A 19,494-nucleotide genomic window follows, 5' to 3' on the forward strand; every position below is an offset into this window, starting at 1 on the left:
TATACTGTAATATACATGAAAAAGTACACGTGATACCTATATCTGTCCATTTACTTGTTGCACCATGTAATAGTATATTTGTATCATGAACAGGAAAGATTTTCTGGCTGCATTGGCCATTTTACCTGTAGGAGGAAAAGTTATGCAACTACAAGAACTGGGGAATATTACCCGTGATTTTAAAAGTACGGCTACCATGCCGGCTATGTTCATAGGGCATGGTAACCCTATGAATGCATTAGCGGACAACGCATTTACCCGCCGGTTGACAGCCATGGGGAAATCCGTGAAAGAGCAGCCACGCGCTATATTGGCCGTGTCGGCACACTGGCTTACTAAGGGGACGCATGTACTGGTGTCATCCAAACCGGTGACCATACATGACTTTGGCGGTTTTCCGCAGGCATTGCATGATGTACAATACCCTGCACCGGGTGCACCGGATATTGCCAGGGAAACGGCCAGACTGATAACCAGTACCCATGTGGCTGAAGATGATCAGTGGGGATTGGACCATGGTACATGGTCTGTGTTACGCCATATGTATCCGGAAGCAAACATACCGGTATACCAGCTGAGTATTGATTACAGCAAACCGCCTGAATATCACTATAACCTGGCCCGGGAGTTAAAAGCATTGCGTAAGAAAGGGGTATTGATTTTAGGGAGCGGCAATATCGTGCATAACCTGCGCAATATTAGTTTCTCGGATACGGCAAAACCGTTCGACTGGGCCGTAGAATTTGATGAAACGGTAAAAACAAAAATAGAGCAGCGCAAGTTCGAAGACCTGATGCATTACCAGCAATTGGGAAAGGCAGCGATGATGGCTGTACCAACGAACGATCATTACCTGCCGCTTTTTTATAGTCTGGGATTAGCAGAAAAAGATGAGCAGATCAATTTCACATACGAGGAAATACAGAATGGCAGCATCAGTATGCGCTGTTTCCAGATAGGAGAGTAGTACCTCATTGTAATGGTCAGACGGAATTCCTCCGTCTGACCATTTTTTTTACCTGTAATTTAATTGTAGAATTGACATTTATCATTATATTGCGAGCAACAGGAAAGGCTATATTTGTCGTAACGTTATGAGAAACAGCGCAATCGTATTGCGGATCGATTATTCCACTTACATGAATAAAATCATCTTAACATTTTTATAACTTTTTGTATGGCTGCATGCAATCCTGGTAATTTTTGCCGCATGTGGCTAATTCAATAACGTGAACTATAAATCAGCGGAGGTCGAATTCATTCGACCTTCTTCATTTGTACTTGTCCGGCAACGACGATTTTTTCTGGTATTTGAACAACAGGTGTCGTATCTACCAGCGCTATCTTACCCAACATTGGTGGTGATTGCTGAGGTGTTGATTTCGGATTGCAGGATGCCATTCCGAATACGATCACAATCACTGCTGCTATCTTTTTAAACAGGGGCAGGTTGGAATAAAACACCTGTAAAATTGTATCTTCTACGGGCACGTCCAGTTGACTGGCATTAAAACGCCCGCATACTTTCTGTGTTGCATTTGCATATAAATAAGCCGCAATAGCCGGGGTATCCCAGTCTGTAAAGTCTACCACCGTTTTACAGCATGTAAGGCAATGGCGTCCCTGGTCTGCCGGTAACATGTTATTCCAGTTTTCATGACAGGGGGTAGGAATGTGAATGTATGTTTCCATATGATAGGTTTTGTAGCAGGATGCAGAAATTCCCGAAATTCCATATTAGCTTTGCAGTATATGAAAAAGGCTTTTATTTTCGATATGAACGGCACCATGATAGATGATATGGAATATCATGTACATGGCTGGTACAACATCCTGAACGACGATCTGAAGGCCGGACTGAGCCGGGAAGCGGTGAAAAAGGAGATGTATGGCAAGAACCAGGAAGTATTGGTAAGGATCTTTGGAAAGGACAGGTTTACAGATAAAGAAATGGATACCCTGGCACTGGAAAAGGAAAGGCGTTACCAGGAGGCTTACCGTCCGCACCTGGAGCTGATAGCCGGACTGAAAGAGTTCCTGGATATGGCCGCAGAGCAGGGGATCGCGATGGGCATAGGCACTGCCGCTATACCTTTCAATGTGGATTTTGCACTGGATAACCTGCATGTGCGGGATTATTTCCAGACTATCATTACTGCTGATGATGTGGTGACCAGCAAGCCGGACCCTGAAGTATTCCTCAAAGCTGCTGCCGAACTGGGAGCTGTTCCTGCGGATTGTATCGTGTTCGAAGATGCGCCCAAAGGCGTGGAAGCGGCTGCCAATGCAGGCATGAAAGTGGTCGTCCTCACTACCATGCATACCCGTGAGGAGTTTGCGGGGTATGATAATATCATCGCTTTTATTGCTGATTACACGGCCATCACCCCTGGGCAGTTATTCCGATAGCAGATTTTAGCCACTGCCCACCGGATATTACCATTTTTGTACATAATTGTTGTAGCGACATTTATTTTTCTATATTGTGTGGAAATAAACAGTCCGGGTAAATACTGGCAATATCACCGGGGAGTTTTATATTAGCAGAATTAAACACCAGGAAAGTATGACACGTTATTCCCGGCAAACCCGGATGCTGGTAGCTGTAGACTGTATTATTTTCGGTTTCGACGGACAGGATCTTAAGTTATTATTGATAAAGCGTGGCTTTGATCCTGAAAAAGGTAAATGGAGCCTGATGGGCGGTTTTGTTCAGCCGGAAGAAGCACTGGATGCAGCTGCTGTCCGTACACTGAATAAGCTGACAGGGCTGGACGGGGTATATATGGAGCAGTTAGCTGCCTTTGGCACCCCTCAGCGCGACCCGATGGAAAGGACCTTATCCGTAGCTTACTTTGCACTGATAGATATCAATTTGTACAAACAGCAACTGACAGACGAATACAAAGCGGAATGGTTCTCCCTGAGAGATATCCCTAAGCTGATATTTGATCATGCTGATATGGTACATGAAGCGCAGGCGCGGTTACGTTATAAGGCAGCTATTCACCCGCTGCTGTTCGAGCTGTTACCACCCAAGTTTACGATTCCCCAGTTACAGATCCTGTTCGAAGCAGTATATGATGCAGGATTTGATAAACGGAATTTCAGCAGAAAGGTATTATCTACCGGTTTACTGGTGAAACAGAAAGAGAAAGAAAGAGCGTCTTCTAAAAGAGGAGCATTTTATTATAAACTGGATAAAAGAAAGTACAGCGCGAAGTTTCATGCTTTCCTGAACTTTGTTTCTGATCCGGGGAATTTGAGATAGTCTGTAAGCCGGATAAGAATTTTGATCCGGGAATTTAAAATATTCTGATTTTATAGAGCCGGATAAAAGAAAGTTTCATACTTTGTTGCTGATTCGGGAATTTAAAATATTCTGATATTACAAAAAGTGTTAGATCAGAAACGTCCTTTACCGGACGTTTTTTTTACCCGGCTTTTATAATTGTCGATTTGACATGTAATTATTAACCACTAAATACCTTTGAGATGATCCCTGCCGCCTGGCAGGAAGTCTGCAAAGAGGTCGTACGTTATGGAGAATTCATTTGTATTAGGTGTCGACTTTGGCACCGATTCAGTACGCTCGCTGGTAGTGAATGTGACTACAGGAGAAGAAGTTGGTAGCGCAGTACATTACTACCCGCGCTGGCAGAAAGGAAAGTATTGCGATCCATCTTCACAGCAATACAGGCAACATCCCCTGGATTATCTGGAAGGCCTGGAACACAGTATCCGCGAGGCTTTGAAACAATGCCCCGCAGGAACGACCGACAGGGTAAAAGGGATTTCGGTAGATACGACCGGCTCTACACCCGGCCCCGTAAATGAAGAAGGGATGCCATTGGCATTATTGCCCGAATTTGAGCATAATCCCAATGCCATGTTCGTATTGTGGAAAGACCATACCGCAAACGAAGAAGCTGCACTCATCAATGAAATAGCCCATAGTAAAGGCACAGACTACACCCAGTATTGCGGAGGTATTTACAGCAGTGAATGGTTCTGGGCCAAGATACTGCATGTGATCAAAGAAGATGCATCCGTAAGGGCTAAAGCTGCTGCCTGGGTAGAACATTGCGACTGGATACCGGCTGTCCTCACCGGCAACAACAGCTTGAATACATTATTGCGCAGCCGCTGCGCTGCAGGACATAAAGCCATGTGGCATGCTTCCTGGGGCGGACTTCCTCCCGCAGAATTTTTACAACAGTTGCATCCTTTTCTGTCCCGGTACGTTAATATGTACACAGACACCGTAGATGCTACCGTTCCTGCTGGTGTTATCACCGCAGAATGGGCCGGGAAACTGGGCCTCCCAACTGATGTAGTGATAGGCACAGGCGCTTTCGACGCACATATGGGAGCCGTTGGCGGTGGTATCAAACCTTACTCCTTGTGCAAGGTGATAGGTACCAGTACCTGCGATATCCTGATTGCGCCAATGGAAGAAGCCGGACACCTGCTGGTGAAAGGTATCTGCGGACAGGTAGATGGTTCCGTGGTACCCGATACGCTGGGTATGGAAGCCGGACAATCCGCTTATGGCGATGTATTCGCCTGGTTACGCCGCCTCATCATGGGCCCTGTTTACGCATTATTAAATGAAGCAGATGCACAGAAAATGGAGAGCAGACTGCTGACCCATTTATCTGAACAGGCACAGCAACTGCCTTTAAAGAAAGATGATCCACTGGCCCTGGACTGGTTTAACGGTCGCCGTACACCCGATGCAAACCATACCCTGAAAAGCACTGTCACAGGCTTACACCTGGGCGTAGATGCTGCCCAGTTGTTCAAAGCGCTGGTTGAAGCCACCGCTTTCGGTGCGCAAAGCATCGCGGAACGTTTTGTACAGGAAGGAGTACCTATCCATGAAGTGATCGCACTGGGCGGCGTAGCCAAGAAATCAGGTTATGCGATGCAGGTGCTGGCAGATGTAATGAACCGTCCTATTAAGATAGTGAACAGCGAAAACGCCTGCGCACTCGGTGCTGCCATGTTTGCTGCGGTTGCCGCCGGATTATACCCAACCATTGGTGCCGCGCAGGAAGCCATGTCTTCCGGCTTTGAAACCGTATGGGAACCAAGAGCGCAACACGTTCCTTACTACGCAGAACGCTACCGTAAATTCCAGGAACTGGGCGCCTTCACAGAAAAATTTAACGCATGAGCTATCAATCCATAAAAGAAGCAGCGTACGAAGCCAATATGCAGTTGCCTGCACTGGGGCTGGTATTGTTCACTTTTGGCAATGTCAGCGTGGTAGACCGCCAGGCAGGCGTATTTGCCATCAAACCAAGCGGCGTGCCCTACACGCAACTATCACCGGATAAAATGGTGATCGTTGATTTCGACGGACAGACAGTGGAAGGTGCTTTACGCCCTTCTTCAGATACCAAAACACATGCAGTGTTATACAAGCACTGGGAACATATCGGGGGTATCGTGCATACGCACTCTACCTATGCTACGGCCTGGGCACAGGCCCAGCGCGACATTCCCATCTATGGCACTACACATGCAGACCATCTCACCGTAGATGTGCCCTGTGCAGCTCCCATGAACGATGAAATGATCAAAGGGAATTATGAGCATGAAACAGGATTTCAGATCATGAACTGCCTGAAAGAAAGATCATTGTCATACGAGGACGTTGAAATGATCCTCGTTGGCAACCATGCACCTTTTACCTGGGGTAAAACAGCCGATAAAGCAGTGTATAATGCAGCCGTAGTGGAAGAAGTGGCAAGGATGGCCTACCTCACGGAAAGCATCCGGGCGGATTGTCCCCGGTTGAAAGACTCTCTGATACGCAAACATTTTGAACGCAAACATGGCCCTGATTCCTATTACGGCCAGTAATCTGAAAAATTCAATAGCATGATACAGTTGAAGCAATTCGAAGCCTGGTTCGTTACAGGTAGCCAGCATCTTTACGGAGAAGAAACTTTACAGCAGGTGGATGCACATTCAGCGGCTATAGCCAAATGGCTGGATGCATCTCCGGATATTCCCGTGCGCATCGTATTCAAGCCTGTTGTGAAAACACCGGACGAGATCTACCGCATTTGTCAGGAGGCTAATAACGCTCCTGATTGTATTGGGATCATTGCATGGATGCATACTTTTTCTCCTGCCAAAATGTGGATCGGCGGACTGAAAGTATTACAGCGCCCGCTGCTTCACCTGCACACACAGTTTAACCGGGATATTCCATGGGGCGAGATTGATATGGACTTCATGAACCTGAACCAGTCGGCCCATGGCGACCGTGAATTCGGTTTTATGATGTCGCGGATGCGCATGAACAGGAAAGTGGTGGCAGGTCACTGGCAGGACCCCGATGTAGTGAGTGAACTGAACACCTGGCTGCGTGCGGCCTGTGGCTGGCACGACTGGCAAGGTGGTAAATTCGCCCGCCTGGGAGATAATATGCGTCAGGTAGCCGTTACTGAAGGTGATAAGGTAGAAGCAGAATTGCAGTTCGGCTATTCTGTAAATGGTTACGGCATAGGCGACCTCGTAAAATACATCAAAGAAGTAAGTGATGCCTCCGTAGGCACACTGGTACAGGAATATGAACAAAGTTATTCCGTAGGGGCATCGCTTCGTAAAGGGGCTGCACAACATGCTTCATTAAGAGAAGCTGCCCGTATAGAACTGGGGCTGCGTGCATTCCTGGAAGCAGGTAGTTTCAAAGGGTTTACGGATACCTTTGAAGACCTGCACGGCCTGGAACAACTGCCGGGTATTGCGGTGCAACGCCTGATGGCAGACGGGTACGGCTTCGGTGGAGAAGGCGACTGGAAAACAGCGGCGCTGGTGCGGGCCATGAAAGTGATGGGCAGCGGTTTACCAGGTGGTAACTCCTTCATGGAAGACTACACCTATCACTTCGATCCTTCCAACCGTTTAGTATTGGGGGCGCATATGCTGGAGATCTGTTCTTCCATCGCTGCCGGTAAACCTACCTGCGAGATCCATCCGCTGGGTATAGGGGGAAAAGCAGACCCTGTGCGCCTGGTGTTCAACGTGGCCGCAGGACCGGCTATAAATGCCTCTGTAATTGATATGGGTAACCGCTTCCGTTTACTGGTAAATGAAGTAGAAGCTGTAGAGCCTGAACATGAATTGCCTAAGTTACCCGTAGCACGTGTGTTATGGAAACCTATGCCTGACATGCGTACCGGTTGTGCAGCCTGGATACAGGCAGGTGGTGCACATCATACCTGTTACAGTCAGAATTTATCTACTGCGCATATGCAGGACTTCGCTGACATGGCAGGCATTGAATACGTGCGGATCGCTAAGGACACTGAGTTATATCAGTTCCGCAATGAGCTGCGCTGGAATGAAGCTTTTTACCTGTTAAAAGGATTGAAATAATAAAAAAGGCCGGAATGATTCCGGCCTTTTTACTTATAATGTGTGCCAGTTCCGCACCAGTTCATCTACCAGGGATTGCCCGGCAGACCATTCTCCCAGATTGGAATCTGCATTAATATGACCCTTGTTCCCTGCATTTACAAAACGGCTGCCCCATGCGTTGGCAAAGTCGATCGCCCTTTGCGGGCTGGCAAATTCGTCGTTGGTACTGGAAACAACAATGCTTTTAAAAGGCAGCGGAGCCAGCGGAATAGGCGCAAAACCCGAGGCTGCTTTTGGAAAAGTCTGTTTCTCTGTGTCGGCAGGAGCCACCAGTAAGGCCCCTCTAATCTTTAGTTTCGTTTGTTGTGCCCATTGGGCCAGCGCGATACAACCTAAGCTATGGGCAACGATTACTACATCGGGCCCGGCTTCAGCCACTGCTGTTTCAATTGTGTGTACCCAGTCACTCATCACCGGTTCATTCCAGTTTTGTTGCTCGATACGTTTGTAACCTGGCATCTTTTCCCATACACTTTGCCAGTGTTGCGGCCCGGAACCATATAGGCCGGGAGCGGTCAGAACATTAATTTCCATAAGAAGAAAAACTTTAAGGCATACTTTTATCGGAGATAGTTGGCTTATCTAAATTTACGCAAAAAAGAAAAGAAATAAAAATGACACAAACGTTATATGCCCTTCAAACGTAGATTCCTTCGGATCCCGTCGTATTTGGACCGCTTAAGGGGGGAGTGGCGGAAGATCTTTTTGAACTCCTCTTCTGTCAGCGCTTCCCAGTCTTTCGTACTGAAATTAAGTATAGCAGGTATGGGGGTAAATTCAATTGTTTTATTAGGCCTGGAAAACTTGTTCCAGGGACATACATCCTGACAAATATCACATCCGAACATCCAGTTCTCAAAACGGTCCTGCATGTTTTCAGGAATCAGCAATTCTTTCAGTTCTATCGTGAAATAGGAAATACAACGGCTGCCATCTACTACGCCAGGTTCTACCAGGGCATCCGTAGGACAGGCATCCAGGCAGCGGGTACAGGTACCGCAATGATCCCCGACCGGACTATCATATTCCAGGGCCAGATCTGTAATAAGCGTGGCAATAAAAAAGAATGAACCGGACTGCTTATGGATAAGATTTCCGTTTTTACCCAGCCATCCCAGGCCACTTCGCTGTGCCCAGCTTCTTTCCAGCACAGGCGCAGAGTCAACAAAACCACGCCCGTTCACTTCCCCGAATGTTTCCTGCATTCTCAGCAACAGGACCTTTAACTTGGCTTTTATTACCTCATGGTAATCATTCCCATAAGCATACTTGGAGATTTTCGGAGCCTCAGGATTTTGTTGCTCTTCAGGGTAATAATTTAATAACAGTGTAATCACCGATTGCGCATTGTCCACGAGTTTGCGGGGATCAATACGCTTATCAAAGTTATTCTCCATATAGTGCATCGTGCCATGCATTCCCTTATTCAGCCAGGTTTCCAGCCTGCGGGCATCATCATCCAGCTGTACGGCACGGGCAATGCCACACTGGTCAAATCCCAGATCAGCCGCCTGTTTCTTAATGAATGCCGTATAATTTGCCGTTATGTTCATGCGGGTGTAAAGTTACTAAAATGAAATACCCGGATTCTAACTTTTTACATATCTTCATATACACAACATATACCTTATACTATTTACCTATATGCACCACATCAAATCTGTAGCGTTCCCCATGCACCTTCTATTTGGGTGCCTTATAACTTTTACGGCTTTTTCTCAGGACAAGGATAAAGTGAAATTTGGAAGAATAGACCCTAAAGATTTTGAAAAGACAAAGTTTGAATTAGACACCAGTGCACATGCTGTGGTCATTGCAGACGTCGGGACCTCAGAATTTGAAATGGAGAGAGACCATTTTGAGATCCGTTTCAAACGCACCTGCCGGGTGAAGATCGTTGATAAAAACGGTTATGATGCTGCTACTGTGGAAATTCCACTGTTTAAAAGCGGACAGTCGGAAGAAAGGCTGCTTAACCTCAAAGCATCTTCCTACAACCTGGAAAACGGGAAAGTAGTGGAAACCAGAATGGAAAGCAAAAGCGTATTTACAGATCAGTTAAAAAAGGATTATCTCGAGAAGAAATTTACACTACCAGCGGTAAAAGAAGGAACCATCATAGAGTATAGCTACCTGGTTAGTTCCCCCTTCTATTTTAACCTGCAACCATGGGCTTTTCAGGGAGAATATCCGTGTTTATGGAGTGAATATTCCGTAACTATACCGGAGTACTTTGATTTTATTTTCCTGCGTCAGGGCTATCAGCAGTTTACAATGAACGGAGAGAAGTCTTACGACAGAAAAACATATAATATCAGTTATACAAATAATGGTGGCGCTGGTCCTACAGAACATGGCAGTGCATCAGCCAGTGTCACTACTTCTCATTGGATCACTAAAGATGTCCCTGCCCTGAAAGAGCAGGAATTCACGACTACACTGCGTAATCACATCTCAAAGATCGAGTTCCAGCTTGCTACGATCAGATATCCTGATTCGCCTCTTAAACCCGTATTGAGCACCTGGCCAAAGTTATTCGAAGAGCTGGACAAAGACGAAGACTTCGGCCTGACGCTGGATAAAAACAATGGTTATCTGGGGGATGTGGTAGACGGGTTAACAGCCGGTCTTACTTCTGATACCGCAAAGGCCAGGCGTATTTACAATTATGTAAGACAGAATTTCGCCTGTACAAGCCATTCCGGTCTTTACCTTACGAAGTCGCTGAAGACCGTTTTTTCATCGCATAACGGTAATGAAACAGATATAAATCTGCTGTTGGTCGCTATGTTGCGCAGGGCTAAACTGGATGCAGCGCCGGTTATATTAAGTACCCGTCAGCACGGTGTTACCCTTGAAATGTACCCGCTCGTCAACAGGTTTAATTATACGATTGCAAGCGTGAATACTACTACCGGGACCTATTTTATGGATGCTTCGTATTTTTACCTCGGTTTCGGCCGCCTGGATGGCAGTTGTTATAACGGACATGCGCGTATAATGACCCCTGAAATTCCCGCTATCAGCTTTGAGCCTGATTCACTGGTAGAAAAAAAATCTACCTATGTAATGCTGATGGGAGAAAATGGTGCAATTAAGGGTAGCTTTCAGCAAATGCCCACATATTTTGAATCATGCAAGATGCGTGCTCAGATAAAAGATAAGGGTAAAGAGGAATATTTCAAGTCCATCTCCAGGGATTTCACTTCAGAAACAGTTATCAGTAATACGGCTATAGAAGATCTGGATGATTATGAAGTGCCGGTGAAAGTAAAGTATGATTTTGAGATGAAGCCGGAGGCTGACGGAATGTTGTATATCAACCCTATGTTTTCAGAAGCCCGGCGAGAGAATCCTTTCAAGTCGCAGGAACGTTTGTACCCGGTAGAAATGCCTTTTACGGTAGATGATGTGTATACCATGAGTCTGACTATACCGGAAGGATATGAAGTGGAAGAACTGCCTAAACCGGCCATTGTAAAATTAAATGAAACGGATGGCGTATTCCAATACCTGATCCAGAAAAATGAAAACCAGATTCAGTTACGCTCCAGGGTAAAACTGGAAAGGGCAACTTTTGCTCCTGCCGAGTACAATTTGCTACGCGATTTCTTTGATATGGTCGTGAAAAAACAGGCTGAACAAATAGTACTGAAAAAAACTAAATAATGTCCCTCTTTAATAACAAGCTGTCAGGTATCCTTATCTGCATCCTTTATTTGCAACCTGCTTTTGCCGGTGATCCTGATTATTCAGTCGCTGCTATTCCTGCTGCTTTAAAAGAAAAAGCACATGCCATAAAACGTATGGAGGAACTGGTCGTAAATGTCTCGTCTCTTTCAGAGAAAAAAATAGTACACCGTTATGCTATAACAGTCCTGGATGCAAGTGGAGACAAATATGCAAAGGTTATTGATTACTATGATAAACTGAGAAGCATCCGTTCTATCAGTGGTACATTATACGATGCTGCCGGGAAACAGTTAAAGCGATTGAAACAAAGTGATGTTGAAGACCTCAGTGGTGTAGGTAGCTCCCTGATGTCGGACGACCGTATTAAAAGGCATTCCTTTTATTATACTGTGTATCCTTATACCGTAGAATATGAGATAGAGGTAAAGGAGAATAATACCTTTACATTTCCCGAATGGATTCCGCAAGAGGATGAACCATTCAGCGTAGAAAAAAGTAAACTGGTTGTGAATGTGCCGCTGGACTTTACGCTGCGTTACCAAAGTTTTCATTATAAAGGAGAACCTGTCATTACAACAGATAAGGATACACGTACCTATAGCTGGGAGGTCAAAGATCTCACGGTATTACCTGATGAAAGATTTGTTACTGACTGGCACAGACGCACCGCTGCTGTATTACTGGCACCTGCAGATTTTGAGATACAGCGTTACAAAGGAAGTATGAATACCTGGGAAGAAATGAGCCGCTTTATGTATACGCTTAATCAGGGACGGGACCAGTTACCCGAGGCCGTAAAACAAACGGTACACCAGTTAACCGATGGCCTTAGCCGGGAGGAAAAGATCACAAAGCTCTATCATTATTTACAGCAGCATACACGTTATGTGAGTGTACAGCTGGGAATAGGAGGATGGCAGACCTTTGATGCCAATTATGTTGCTGCTAACGGATATGGTGATTGCAAAGCATTGTCTAATTATATGTGTTCCCTGCTGAAAGAAGCGGGCTTACCTGCATTTTGTGTACTCGTGTACGGAGGAGATAATGAGATTACATTTGAAGAAGGCTTCCCTTCAAATCAGTTCAATCATGTAATTGCATGTGTACCAGGTACAAAGGATACTACCTGGCTTGAATGTACCAGTACTACTTTGCCCGCAGGTTACCTGAGTAGTTTTACTGCTAACAGGCCGGTACTGATAGCCAGTGAAAAGGGAAGTAAACTGGTGCATACGCCTGCTTACAGCATGGAGCAAAACCTGCAGTTAAGACGTATTACTGCCAATATAAATGATAATGGAGATATGCTGCTGAATGCCGTTACCCACTATACAGGCATGCAGCAGGATGATCTCCAGGGAAGGTTGCATCAGTTATCCAGGGAAAAACAACTGGAGATACTGAAGAAGGATTTATCCCTGCCCAGCTATGATGTAAATAAATATGAATGCAAAGAACTGGCAGAACAATTGCCGGCTATAGACGAGCAACTGGAAATCTCTGCCCACAATTATGCAAGTATTTCAGGTAAGCGTATGTTCATAGTGCCTAACCTGCTGAATAAAACAACTATCCGTCCGGACGCAGATGTTCCCCGGTTATCCGACATCCTGTTGCGTTCCTCTTACCGGGATGCAGACACCGTTCTGATCACCGTACCAGAGGGATACATGCCGGAATCTGTTCCTCAGTCAGTAAGTTTGAAAAGCACTTTCGGTAATTATTCCTGTCAGGCTACTGTAACAGGTAACGTCATCACCTATATCCGTAACGTATCGATTAAAGAGGGACTGTATCCTGCAACTTCTTTTCCCGAACTGGCTTCATTTTATGGTGCTATGTATAAAGCTGACAGGGCAAAGCTGGTGTTGGTCAGGAACTAACCTGAAATAATTGCAGGTACACCGCGCTAAATCTGTTAAAAAAGCAGTCGGTTATTTTATTTTCTGCCAAATTTGCTTCATGGATAACCTTGGAGCATGTTTTGTTGTTATTAAGCGTGTTCATTAACGTGAAACAAAATAAACACTTATGAATCTTAATAATTTCACCATTAAATCGCAGGAGATCCTGCAACAGGCACAACAGCTGGCATTTAACAGTCAGCATCAGGCTATAGAAACAGGGCACCTGCTCAGGAGTCTACTGAATGATCAGGACAGCTCTATTGATTACCTGCTTAAAAAGAACAACGTAAACGTAAATTTTCTGTCATCCAGGCTGGATGATCAAATAGGCAAATATGCCCGTGTAAGTGGAGAAGGAGGACAGGTACTGAGTCGCGATGCCAACACAGCGATGCTGAGAGCTGGCGCCAGTATAAAAGAATTTAAAGACGAATTTGTAAGCGTAGAACATTTACTGTTAGGCTTACTAGAAGGCAGTGATGATACCGCCAAACTGCTGAAGGACGTAGGGCTTACCGAAAAGGGACTGAAAGCTGCCATTAAGGAATTACGTAAAGGCAGTACCGTTAACTCCCAGACTGCGGAAAACCAGTACAACTCCTTACAGAAATACGCCAAGAACCTCAATGAACTGGCCCGCGAGGGTAAACTTGATCCGGTAATTGGTCGTGATGAAGAGATCCGCCGGACTTTACACATTCTTTCCCGCCGTTCCAAGAACAATCCTATACTCGTGGGAGAACCAGGGGTGGGTAAGACTGCTATCGTAGAAGGACTGGCACACCGTATTATTAACGGTGACGTTCCGGAGAACCTGCGGACCAAGATCATCTATGCCCTGGATATGGGGTCATTGATGGCAGGCGCCAAATACCGCGGTGAGTTCGAAGAAAGACTGAAAGCCGTGATTAAAGAAGTCACTGAAAGTGATGGACAGATCATTATGTTCATTGATGAAATCCATACACTGATAGGTGCAGGAGCAATGGAAGGCGCTATGGATGCCGCAAACATCCTGAAGCCGGCGCTGGCACGCGGAGAGTTAAGAGCTATCGGTGCTACCACCCTGAACGAATACCAGAAATACTTTGAAAAAGACAAGGCCCTGGAACGCCGTTTCCAGAAGGTGATGGTAGATGAACCCAGTGTGGAAGATGCGATTTCTATCCTTCGCGGATTGAAAGAGCGTTATGAAAGTCACCACCATGTACTGATAAAAGATGATGCGATCATTGCCGCGGTAGAATTATCTCACCGCTATATTACAGACCGTTTCCTGCCCGATAAGGCCATAGACCTGATTGATGAAAGTGCGGCTAAACTCCGCCTGGAAATGAACTCTATGCCGGAAGAACTGGATGAACTGGAACGCAGGATCCGTCAATTGGAAATTGAAAGGGAAGCCATCAAACGTGAGAATGATGAAGTGAAACTGCGTGAGCTGAATGAAGAAATAGCCAGGCTGGGAGAACAACGCAACACCTTTAAAGCAAAATGGCAGGCAGAAAAAGAGATTGTAGACAAATTACAGAATGCAAAGGCTGCTATAGAAAACCTGAAACAGGAAGCTGAACAGGCAGAACGTAACGGAGACTATGGCAGGGTAGCGGAAATACGCTATGGTAAAGTGAAAGAACAGGAAGAACTGGTGGTGAAATACACCGCCGAACTGGCTGAGATCTCAACAGACCATAAACGCCTCTTAAAAGAAGAGGTAGATGCAGAAGATATAGCAGAAAATGTGGCCAAGGCTACCGGTATACCGGTGCACCGTATGATGCAGAGTGAAAGGGATAAACTGTTAAGACTGGAAGATGAGCTGCACAAGCGTGTAGTAGGGCAGGAAGAGGCTATTATAGCCGTTTCTGATGCTATCCGGCGCAGCCGTGCAGGCTTGCAGGACCCTAAAAAGCCCATCGGTTCATTTATCTTCCTGGGTACGACCGGTGTAGGTAAAACGGAGCTGGCAAAAGCCCTGGCAGAATACCTGTTCGACGATGACGGTATGATGACCCGTATAGATATGAGTGAGTACCAGGAAAAGCATGCGGTAAGCCGCCTGGTGGGTGCTCCTCCGGGATATGTGGGTTATGATGAAGGCGGGCAGCTCACAGAAGCCGTAAGGCGTAAACCTTACTCCGTAGTACTGCTGGATGAGATCGAAAAAGCGCATCCGGACGTCTTCAACATCCTGTTACAGGTACTGGATGATGGTCGCCTGACTGATAACAAAGGCCGTGTGGTGAACTTCAAGAACACCATTATCATTATGACCAGCAACCTGGGTAGCCAGATTATCCAGGATAATTTTGAGAAGATAGACGAAGAGAACCGCGAAAAGATAGTTGATGCCACCAAGGCCGAGATAATGGAATTACTGAGAAAGACCATCAGACCGGAGTTCCTGAACCGTGTGGATGAAGTGATTATGTTCCAGCCATTATTACGCGACGAGATTAAGGGAATAATTAACATTCAATTACAACAATTGAAAAACCTGCTCGCACAAAATGGCATAATATTGGATTTCTCAGATTATGCATTAGAGTACCTGGCGATACAGGGGTATGATCCTTCCTTTGGAGCAAGACCGCTGAAACGTCTCATACAGAAAGAAATAGTAAACCTGTTAAGTAAAAAGATACTGGCGGGCGATATTGATAAGTCTAAACCGGTATTGATAGATGTATTTGACGGAGTAGTGGTGATCAGGAATAATCATGCCGCTTAATGCAATTGAAATAGTTTTAAATACGACGATATACAGTTACAGAATACCCGGACAATTCTTTGTCCGGGTTTTTTTATGTATGCTGTTGTCGCATCTTAATTCCTTACATTTGAAACAAAAAAAGATATGGTGGGCGAAAGAGAAAATCACTTTATGCGAATAGCCGTGGAACTGTCCCGTAAAGGGATGGAAAGCGGTGACGGAGGTCCTTTCGGAGCTATTGTGGTACGGGGTGATGAGATTGTAGGCAGGGGCTGGAACCAGGTATTAAGTAATAATGATCCTACTGCCCATGCAGAGGTGATGGCTATACGGGAAGCCTGTACCCATCTGGGTACTTTTCAGCTGGCGGATTGCGAGATATATACGTCCTGTGAACCTTGTCCGATGTGCCTGGGTGCTATCTACTGGGCAAGGCCGCAACGGGTCTATTTTGCCAATACAAAGGACGATGCAGCGGCCATTGACTTTGATGACTCTTTTATTTATGAGGAGTTACAGGTTCCACATGCGGATAAGAAGATCCCGTTAATAGCATTGCCGGTGAAAGAAGCGATAGACGTGTTTAAAGACTGGCAGAAGAAAGGGGATAAGACTTTGTATTAAAAGATTCTTATTAAATCTTATTCTCTACAAACACGTAGCTCCTACGGAGCTAAAAACAAATGCCCCTGTGATATTTCGTTTGTACAAACATAATTGGCCCCGCAATCCCGTATTTGTAGCAAAGACATGCATAAAAAACAAAAAGGCAGACCGCATGGTCTGCCTTTTCTATTACCGTTGAAGCATTGCTGATTAAGCAGCTTTCTTTGGAGTGTGGTGAGCTTTCTTAGCTGGCTTAGCAGTGTCAGAAGCTGGTTTTTCCATTTTAGCTTTCTTTGCTGGCTTAGCAGGAGCTGCTGGAGTCTGAGCAAAAGTGAAAGCGCTAACACTCAATAATAAAGTTGCTGCAATAAGACTTTTCTTGATGTTCATGATTGTAAATTTTAAGAGTTATTATTTTGTTTATAATTTCTGATGTAAATGTACGTCTGCTGATTACTGTTTTTGAACCGGTTTCGGTGAACAGGGAATAACTGTCGTTGAAAAAGGAAAAAGCAAAGTCAGGGCTTGATTAATGAGAAATTATGAATAGATAATTAAAGCTATATTATAACAGGATGTTGAGTGTTTCCTGCATAGCCTGCATACACAACTGCTTGAGTGTGTTGAATTTATCAGCAATATCTGCCACATTATAGCTGGCTGCGTCCAATGTTTCCATAGGCTCCAGTAAAGGGTATAATCTTGATTCCAGACCAATAAAAGAGATCGTTGTTTTCAGGTTATGAGCAGCACTACGGATATCAGCAATATTCTCTTCCGAAATAGCTTTTTTCAATAGCGCAAGATCTTCCGGAAGCTGTGTAATAAACTGTTGCAACATCCCGTTCTCAAAATCTTTATCACCTTTAGACAACTGTTGTAAATATTGTAACTGTAAAATATTACTATCCCCGTCAGCATGATGCCCGTTATGGTAAATATATAACTCGGGTGAACTGTTTTTACCGGTAAATACCTGTATCATCCTGTATAATTCATCTTCCCGTATGGGTTTAGCCAGATATTCATTCATGCCTGCCTGCAGGCATTTCTCCCTTTCACCGGCCATGGCATGTGCCGTCATGGCGATGATAGGAATATTGGAGTGGAGTTCACTACGGATCTTCCTGGCAGCAGTATAACCATCCATTTCCGGCATCTGTATATCCATCAGCACAAGGTCGAAATGATTTTTAGAGAGCGCATTAATGGCATCCTGCCCGTTCGTTACCAGTTGATAATGCAGTTGCCTGTTACCCAGTAAATGACGTAGCAGGTCCTGGTTCATCTTGTTATCTTCTGCTACCAGCAGGCGTATATCCGGTTGTTGCGGCAGGATAAAATTCTCCTGCGAATAGCCGTCACCGTTTTCAGGTAACATTTCCCCTAATGTATAAGGTAATTCTACTTTAAAACAACTGCCTTTACCAGGTTCGCTTTCAACGATCAAAGCCCCGTGCTGTAGTTCTACCAGCTGTTTTACGATGGTAAGTCCAAGCCCGGTACCACCATATTTACGGGTAGTATCAGCTTCCGCCTGGTTAAAGCGATCGAAGATAGCAGAGAGTTTATTGGCCGCAATACCTATACCGGTATCGGTGACTGTAAACAACAGCCGCACTGTCTGATCTATTGCTCCCAGTTTGCTTACCGCTATACTCACTTTCCCCTGGTGGGTGAATTTGATAGCATTATTGGTAAGGTTCACCAGCACCTGCGTCAGACGCATGACATCTCCGAAAAGAATATCCGGTACTGTATCTTCAATCTCCACGCTCAAAGACAGCTGTTTCTCTGTCGCCTTGGGCTGGAACATCGTTTGGAGGGAATGTAACATACCCCGCAGGCTGAATGATACAGGTTCCAGCCGCATCATGCCTGATTCTATTTTAGAAATATCAAGTATATCATTGATGATGTCCAGCAGGTTCTCGCTGGCACTATGAATAGCAGTTACGTACTCCCTCGATTTCTCGTTCATGGGTTGTTGTTGCAGCAGGTTGGTAAAGCCCAGCACTGCATTCATGGGCGTACGTATCTCATGACTCATATTAGCCAGGAACTGGTCTTTGATGGCAGTCAGTTTTTTCTCCTGTTGCTGCGACTGGTCCAGTGCATCTATCAGTTGTTCCTGTTTATGGATCCTGCCGATAATATACAGGAAGGCCAGTATGCTTGAAATGCAGGCAAACACCATCATGATGGTGCCCCAGTTCTGCGCTTTCTGACCGCTGGTGTCTATAAGATGGGTAGTACGGTTTACTTCGGTTTGCCGGGTAGTGTCGAGCTGGTGAAGGATGCCGTTAATGGCTTCCCCCAATCGTTTACCTTTTTGCGCATTGATCAGTCTTTCTGCAGACCATTTTCCATGGCTGTAAAAAGAGTCAAGCACGGCAATATTGAACCGGTTTTTCTCTTCTACCAGGTAGTTCAGCTGAGTGAGCAGCTTCTCCGTACTATCGTTGAGAATAAGTTTATTGATCTCTTTAAGATCGGCCTTGATAACGGCAACTTCGGCTTCAATGCCGGTGATGTTAAGAGTATCCTGGGAGATGACAGTACCTCTTACTTTACTGTCTGTTTTAGCGATGCTGGTTTGCAGCTTCTGAAGTTCGTTCTTTACGTTCAGCTCATTCAGTAACTGTTCATTACCGGTGATCAGTTTACGTATATTCTGGGAGGAGTTAAACTGCAGCACAATAAATAATACCATGCCTGTTATGAACAGGCCTAACAAGTAATATTTAATCTGTTTAGGCTGCATAGAGATTCGATAATGGTTCGCTGGAAAGCAGGTTAAGATAATAACGAATGATCAATAGCGGATTACGATGGGTTATATCCCCAGGGTAATTCGCGATTGATCATTCGCAGAGGTAATTAAACCTTATTTAGCTTTCGGAGCTGTAGTTGCTGCTTTCTTGTGACCTTTGTGGTGATGTTTGTGATGCGCCTTAGGTTTTGCAGTTTGTTCAGTTTTAGTAGCCTGTTTAGCTTTAGCAACTGGTTTAGCAGCAGAAGCGAAAGTAGCGGTACCAACTAACAGCATGGCAGCAGCCATCATTATTCCTAACTTTTTCATTGTAGTTTTTTTTTGTTTTGTGATTGATTAGTATGATGACCTAAAGGTACATC

The 19,494-nt window shown here is 45.2% G+C and carries 16 protein-coding genes; 10 read left to right on the top strand and 6 right to left on the bottom strand.

The window, feature by feature from the left end:
* The first annotated feature begins 85 nt into the window (after positions 1-85).
* Positions 86-967: a 4,5-DOPA-extradiol-dioxygenase gene (ygiD, locus tag GO495_RS27760; protein ID WP_157303212.1), complete on the top strand. Its 882-nt coding sequence runs from the start codon at positions 86-88 to the stop codon at positions 965-967.
* Between the two features lie 290 nt (positions 968-1,257).
* On the opposite strand, the gene GO495_RS27765 is transcribed toward ygiD, so the two are convergent.
* On the bottom strand, positions 1,258-1,692 hold the full coding sequence (locus tag GO495_RS27765) for a hypothetical protein (protein WP_157303213.1): 435 nt from the start codon (positions 1,690-1,692) through the stop codon (positions 1,258-1,260).
* A 60-nt stretch (positions 1,693-1,752) separates the two neighbouring features.
* On the opposite strand from GO495_RS27765, the gene GO495_RS27770 reads away from it, so the two are divergent.
* The 5 genes from GO495_RS27770 (at position 1,753) to araA (ending at position 7,395) form a co-directional block, all read left to right on the top strand.
* Positions 1,753-2,409, top strand: coding sequence for an HAD family hydrolase (locus tag GO495_RS27770; protein WP_157303214.1), 657 nt, complete (start codon positions 1,753-1,755; stop codon positions 2,407-2,409).
* 157 nt (positions 2,410-2,566) lie between these two features.
* The gene (locus GO495_RS27775) at positions 2,567-3,271 is read left to right on the top strand and encodes an NUDIX hydrolase (protein WP_157303215.1); all 705 of its coding nucleotides are present in this window, start codon (positions 2,567-2,569) and stop codon (positions 3,269-3,271) included.
* 270 nt (positions 3,272-3,541) lie between these two features.
* Positions 3,542-5,179, top strand: coding sequence for a ribulokinase (locus GO495_RS27780; RefSeq protein ID WP_157303216.1), 1,638 nt, complete (start codon positions 3,542-3,544; stop codon positions 5,177-5,179).
* Positions 5,176-5,871: an L-ribulose-5-phosphate 4-epimerase gene (locus tag GO495_RS27785; protein ID WP_157303217.1), complete on the top strand. Its 696-nt coding sequence runs from the start codon at positions 5,176-5,178 to the stop codon at positions 5,869-5,871. Before GO495_RS27780 ends, GO495_RS27785 begins: the two co-directional genes overlap by 4 nt.
* Positions 5,872-5,889: 18 nt before the next feature.
* Positions 5,890-7,395: an L-arabinose isomerase gene (gene araA, locus GO495_RS27790; protein WP_157303218.1), complete on the top strand. Its 1,506-nt coding sequence runs from the start codon at positions 5,890-5,892 to the stop codon at positions 7,393-7,395.
* A 33-nt stretch (positions 7,396-7,428) separates the two neighbouring features.
* Here the strand turns inward: araA and GO495_RS27795 are convergent, their stop codons facing one another.
* Both GO495_RS27795 and queG read right to left on the bottom strand, forming a co-directional pair.
* Positions 7,429-7,971, bottom strand: a complete 543-nt coding sequence (locus GO495_RS27795; protein WP_157303219.1) for an RBBP9/YdeN family alpha/beta hydrolase — start codon at positions 7,969-7,971, stop codon at positions 7,429-7,431.
* A 92-nt stretch (positions 7,972-8,063) separates the two neighbouring features.
* Complete coding sequence (gene queG / locus GO495_RS27800) at positions 8,064-8,990, bottom strand: tRNA epoxyqueuosine(34) reductase QueG (RefSeq protein ID WP_157303220.1); 927 nt, start codon at positions 8,988-8,990, stop codon at positions 8,064-8,066.
* A gap of 91 nt (positions 8,991-9,081) precedes the next feature.
* On the opposite strand from queG, the gene GO495_RS27805 reads away from it, so the two are divergent.
* From GO495_RS27805 to GO495_RS27820, 4 genes are all read left to right on the top strand, one after another.
* The gene (locus GO495_RS27805; RefSeq protein WP_157303221.1) at positions 9,082-11,106 is read left to right on the top strand and encodes a transglutaminase domain-containing protein; all 2,025 of its coding nucleotides are present in this window, start codon (positions 9,082-9,084) and stop codon (positions 11,104-11,106) included.
* Positions 11,106-13,016: a DUF3857 domain-containing transglutaminase family protein gene (locus tag GO495_RS27810; protein ID WP_157303222.1), complete on the top strand. Its 1,911-nt coding sequence runs from the start codon at positions 11,106-11,108 to the stop codon at positions 13,014-13,016. Before GO495_RS27805 ends, GO495_RS27810 begins: the two co-directional genes overlap by 1 nt.
* 148 nt (positions 13,017-13,164) lie before the next feature.
* Complete coding sequence (gene clpB, locus GO495_RS27815) at positions 13,165-15,771, top strand: ATP-dependent chaperone ClpB (RefSeq protein ID WP_157303223.1); 2,607 nt, start codon at positions 13,165-13,167, stop codon at positions 15,769-15,771.
* Between the two features lie 153 nt (positions 15,772-15,924).
* Positions 15,925-16,377, top strand: coding sequence for a nucleoside deaminase (locus tag GO495_RS27820; RefSeq protein WP_240915355.1), 453 nt, complete (start codon positions 15,925-15,927; stop codon positions 16,375-16,377).
* 192 nt (positions 16,378-16,569) lie between these two features.
* On the opposite strand, the gene GO495_RS27825 is transcribed toward GO495_RS27820, so the two are convergent.
* From GO495_RS27825 to GO495_RS27835, 3 genes are all read right to left on the bottom strand, one after another.
* The gene (locus GO495_RS27825) at positions 16,570-16,749 is read right to left on the bottom strand and encodes a hypothetical protein (protein ID WP_157303225.1); all 180 of its coding nucleotides are present in this window, start codon (positions 16,747-16,749) and stop codon (positions 16,570-16,572) included.
* A gap of 175 nt (positions 16,750-16,924) precedes the next feature.
* Positions 16,925-19,123 (bottom strand): hybrid sensor histidine kinase/response regulator, encoded by a 2,199-nt coding sequence (locus GO495_RS27830; protein WP_157303226.1) that lies wholly within the window; start codon positions 19,121-19,123, stop codon positions 16,925-16,927.
* Positions 19,124-19,246: 123 nt separating this feature from the next.
* The gene (locus GO495_RS27835; RefSeq protein ID WP_157303227.1) at positions 19,247-19,441 is read right to left on the bottom strand and encodes a hypothetical protein; all 195 of its coding nucleotides are present in this window, start codon (positions 19,439-19,441) and stop codon (positions 19,247-19,249) included.
* Positions 19,442-19,494 lie beyond the last annotated feature (53 nt).

Origin of the sequence: Chitinophaga oryziterrae, from assembly GCF_009758125.1 — a bacterium.
GTDB lineage: Bacteria > Bacteroidota > Bacteroidia > Chitinophagales > Chitinophagaceae > Chitinophaga > Chitinophaga oryziterrae.

Bases quoted from the DNA above. Each gene is read 5' to 3' on its own strand.
- GO495_RS27805 (WP_157303221.1), top strand. From the start codon at position 9,082: ATGCACCACATCAAATCTGTAGCGTTCCCCATGCACCTTCTATTTGGG.
- GO495_RS27795 (WP_157303219.1), bottom strand. From the start codon at position 7,971: ATGGAAATTAATGTTCTGACCGCTCCCGGCCTATATGGTTCCGGGCCG.
- GO495_RS27820 (WP_240915355.1), top strand. From the start codon at position 15,925: ATGCGAATAGCCGTGGAACTGTCCCGTAAAGGGATGGAAAGCGGTGAC.
- GO495_RS27835 (WP_157303227.1), bottom strand. From the start codon at position 19,441: ATGAAAAAGTTAGGAATAATGATGGCTGCTGCCATGCTGTTAGTTGGT.
- GO495_RS27770 (WP_157303214.1), top strand. From the start codon at position 1,753: ATGAAAAAGGCTTTTATTTTCGATATGAACGGCACCATGATAGATGAT.
- GO495_RS27810 (WP_157303222.1), top strand. From the start codon at position 11,106: ATGTCCCTCTTTAATAACAAGCTGTCAGGTATCCTTATCTGCATCCTT.
- araA (WP_157303218.1), top strand. From the start codon at position 5,890: ATGATACAGTTGAAGCAATTCGAAGCCTGGTTCGTTACAGGTAGCCAG.
- GO495_RS27785 (WP_157303217.1), top strand. From the start codon at position 5,176: ATGAGCTATCAATCCATAAAAGAAGCAGCGTACGAAGCCAATATGCAG.
- GO495_RS27775 (WP_157303215.1), top strand. From the start codon at position 2,567: ATGACACGTTATTCCCGGCAAACCCGGATGCTGGTAGCTGTAGACTGT.
- GO495_RS27830 (WP_157303226.1), bottom strand. From the start codon at position 19,123: ATGCAGCCTAAACAGATTAAATATTACTTGTTAGGCCTGTTCATAACA.
- GO495_RS27780 (WP_157303216.1), top strand. From the start codon at position 3,542: ATGGAGAATTCATTTGTATTAGGTGTCGACTTTGGCACCGATTCAGTA.
- clpB (WP_157303223.1), top strand. From the start codon at position 13,165: ATGAATCTTAATAATTTCACCATTAAATCGCAGGAGATCCTGCAACAG.
- GO495_RS27825 (WP_157303225.1), bottom strand. From the start codon at position 16,749: ATGAACATCAAGAAAAGTCTTATTGCAGCAACTTTATTATTGAGTGTT.
- queG (WP_157303220.1), bottom strand. From the start codon at position 8,990: ATGAACATAACGGCAAATTATACGGCATTCATTAAGAAACAGGCGGCT.
- ygiD (WP_157303212.1), top strand. From the start codon at position 86: ATGAACAGGAAAGATTTTCTGGCTGCATTGGCCATTTTACCTGTAGGA.
- GO495_RS27765 (WP_157303213.1), bottom strand. From the start codon at position 1,692: ATGGAAACATACATTCACATTCCTACCCCCTGTCATGAAAACTGGAAT.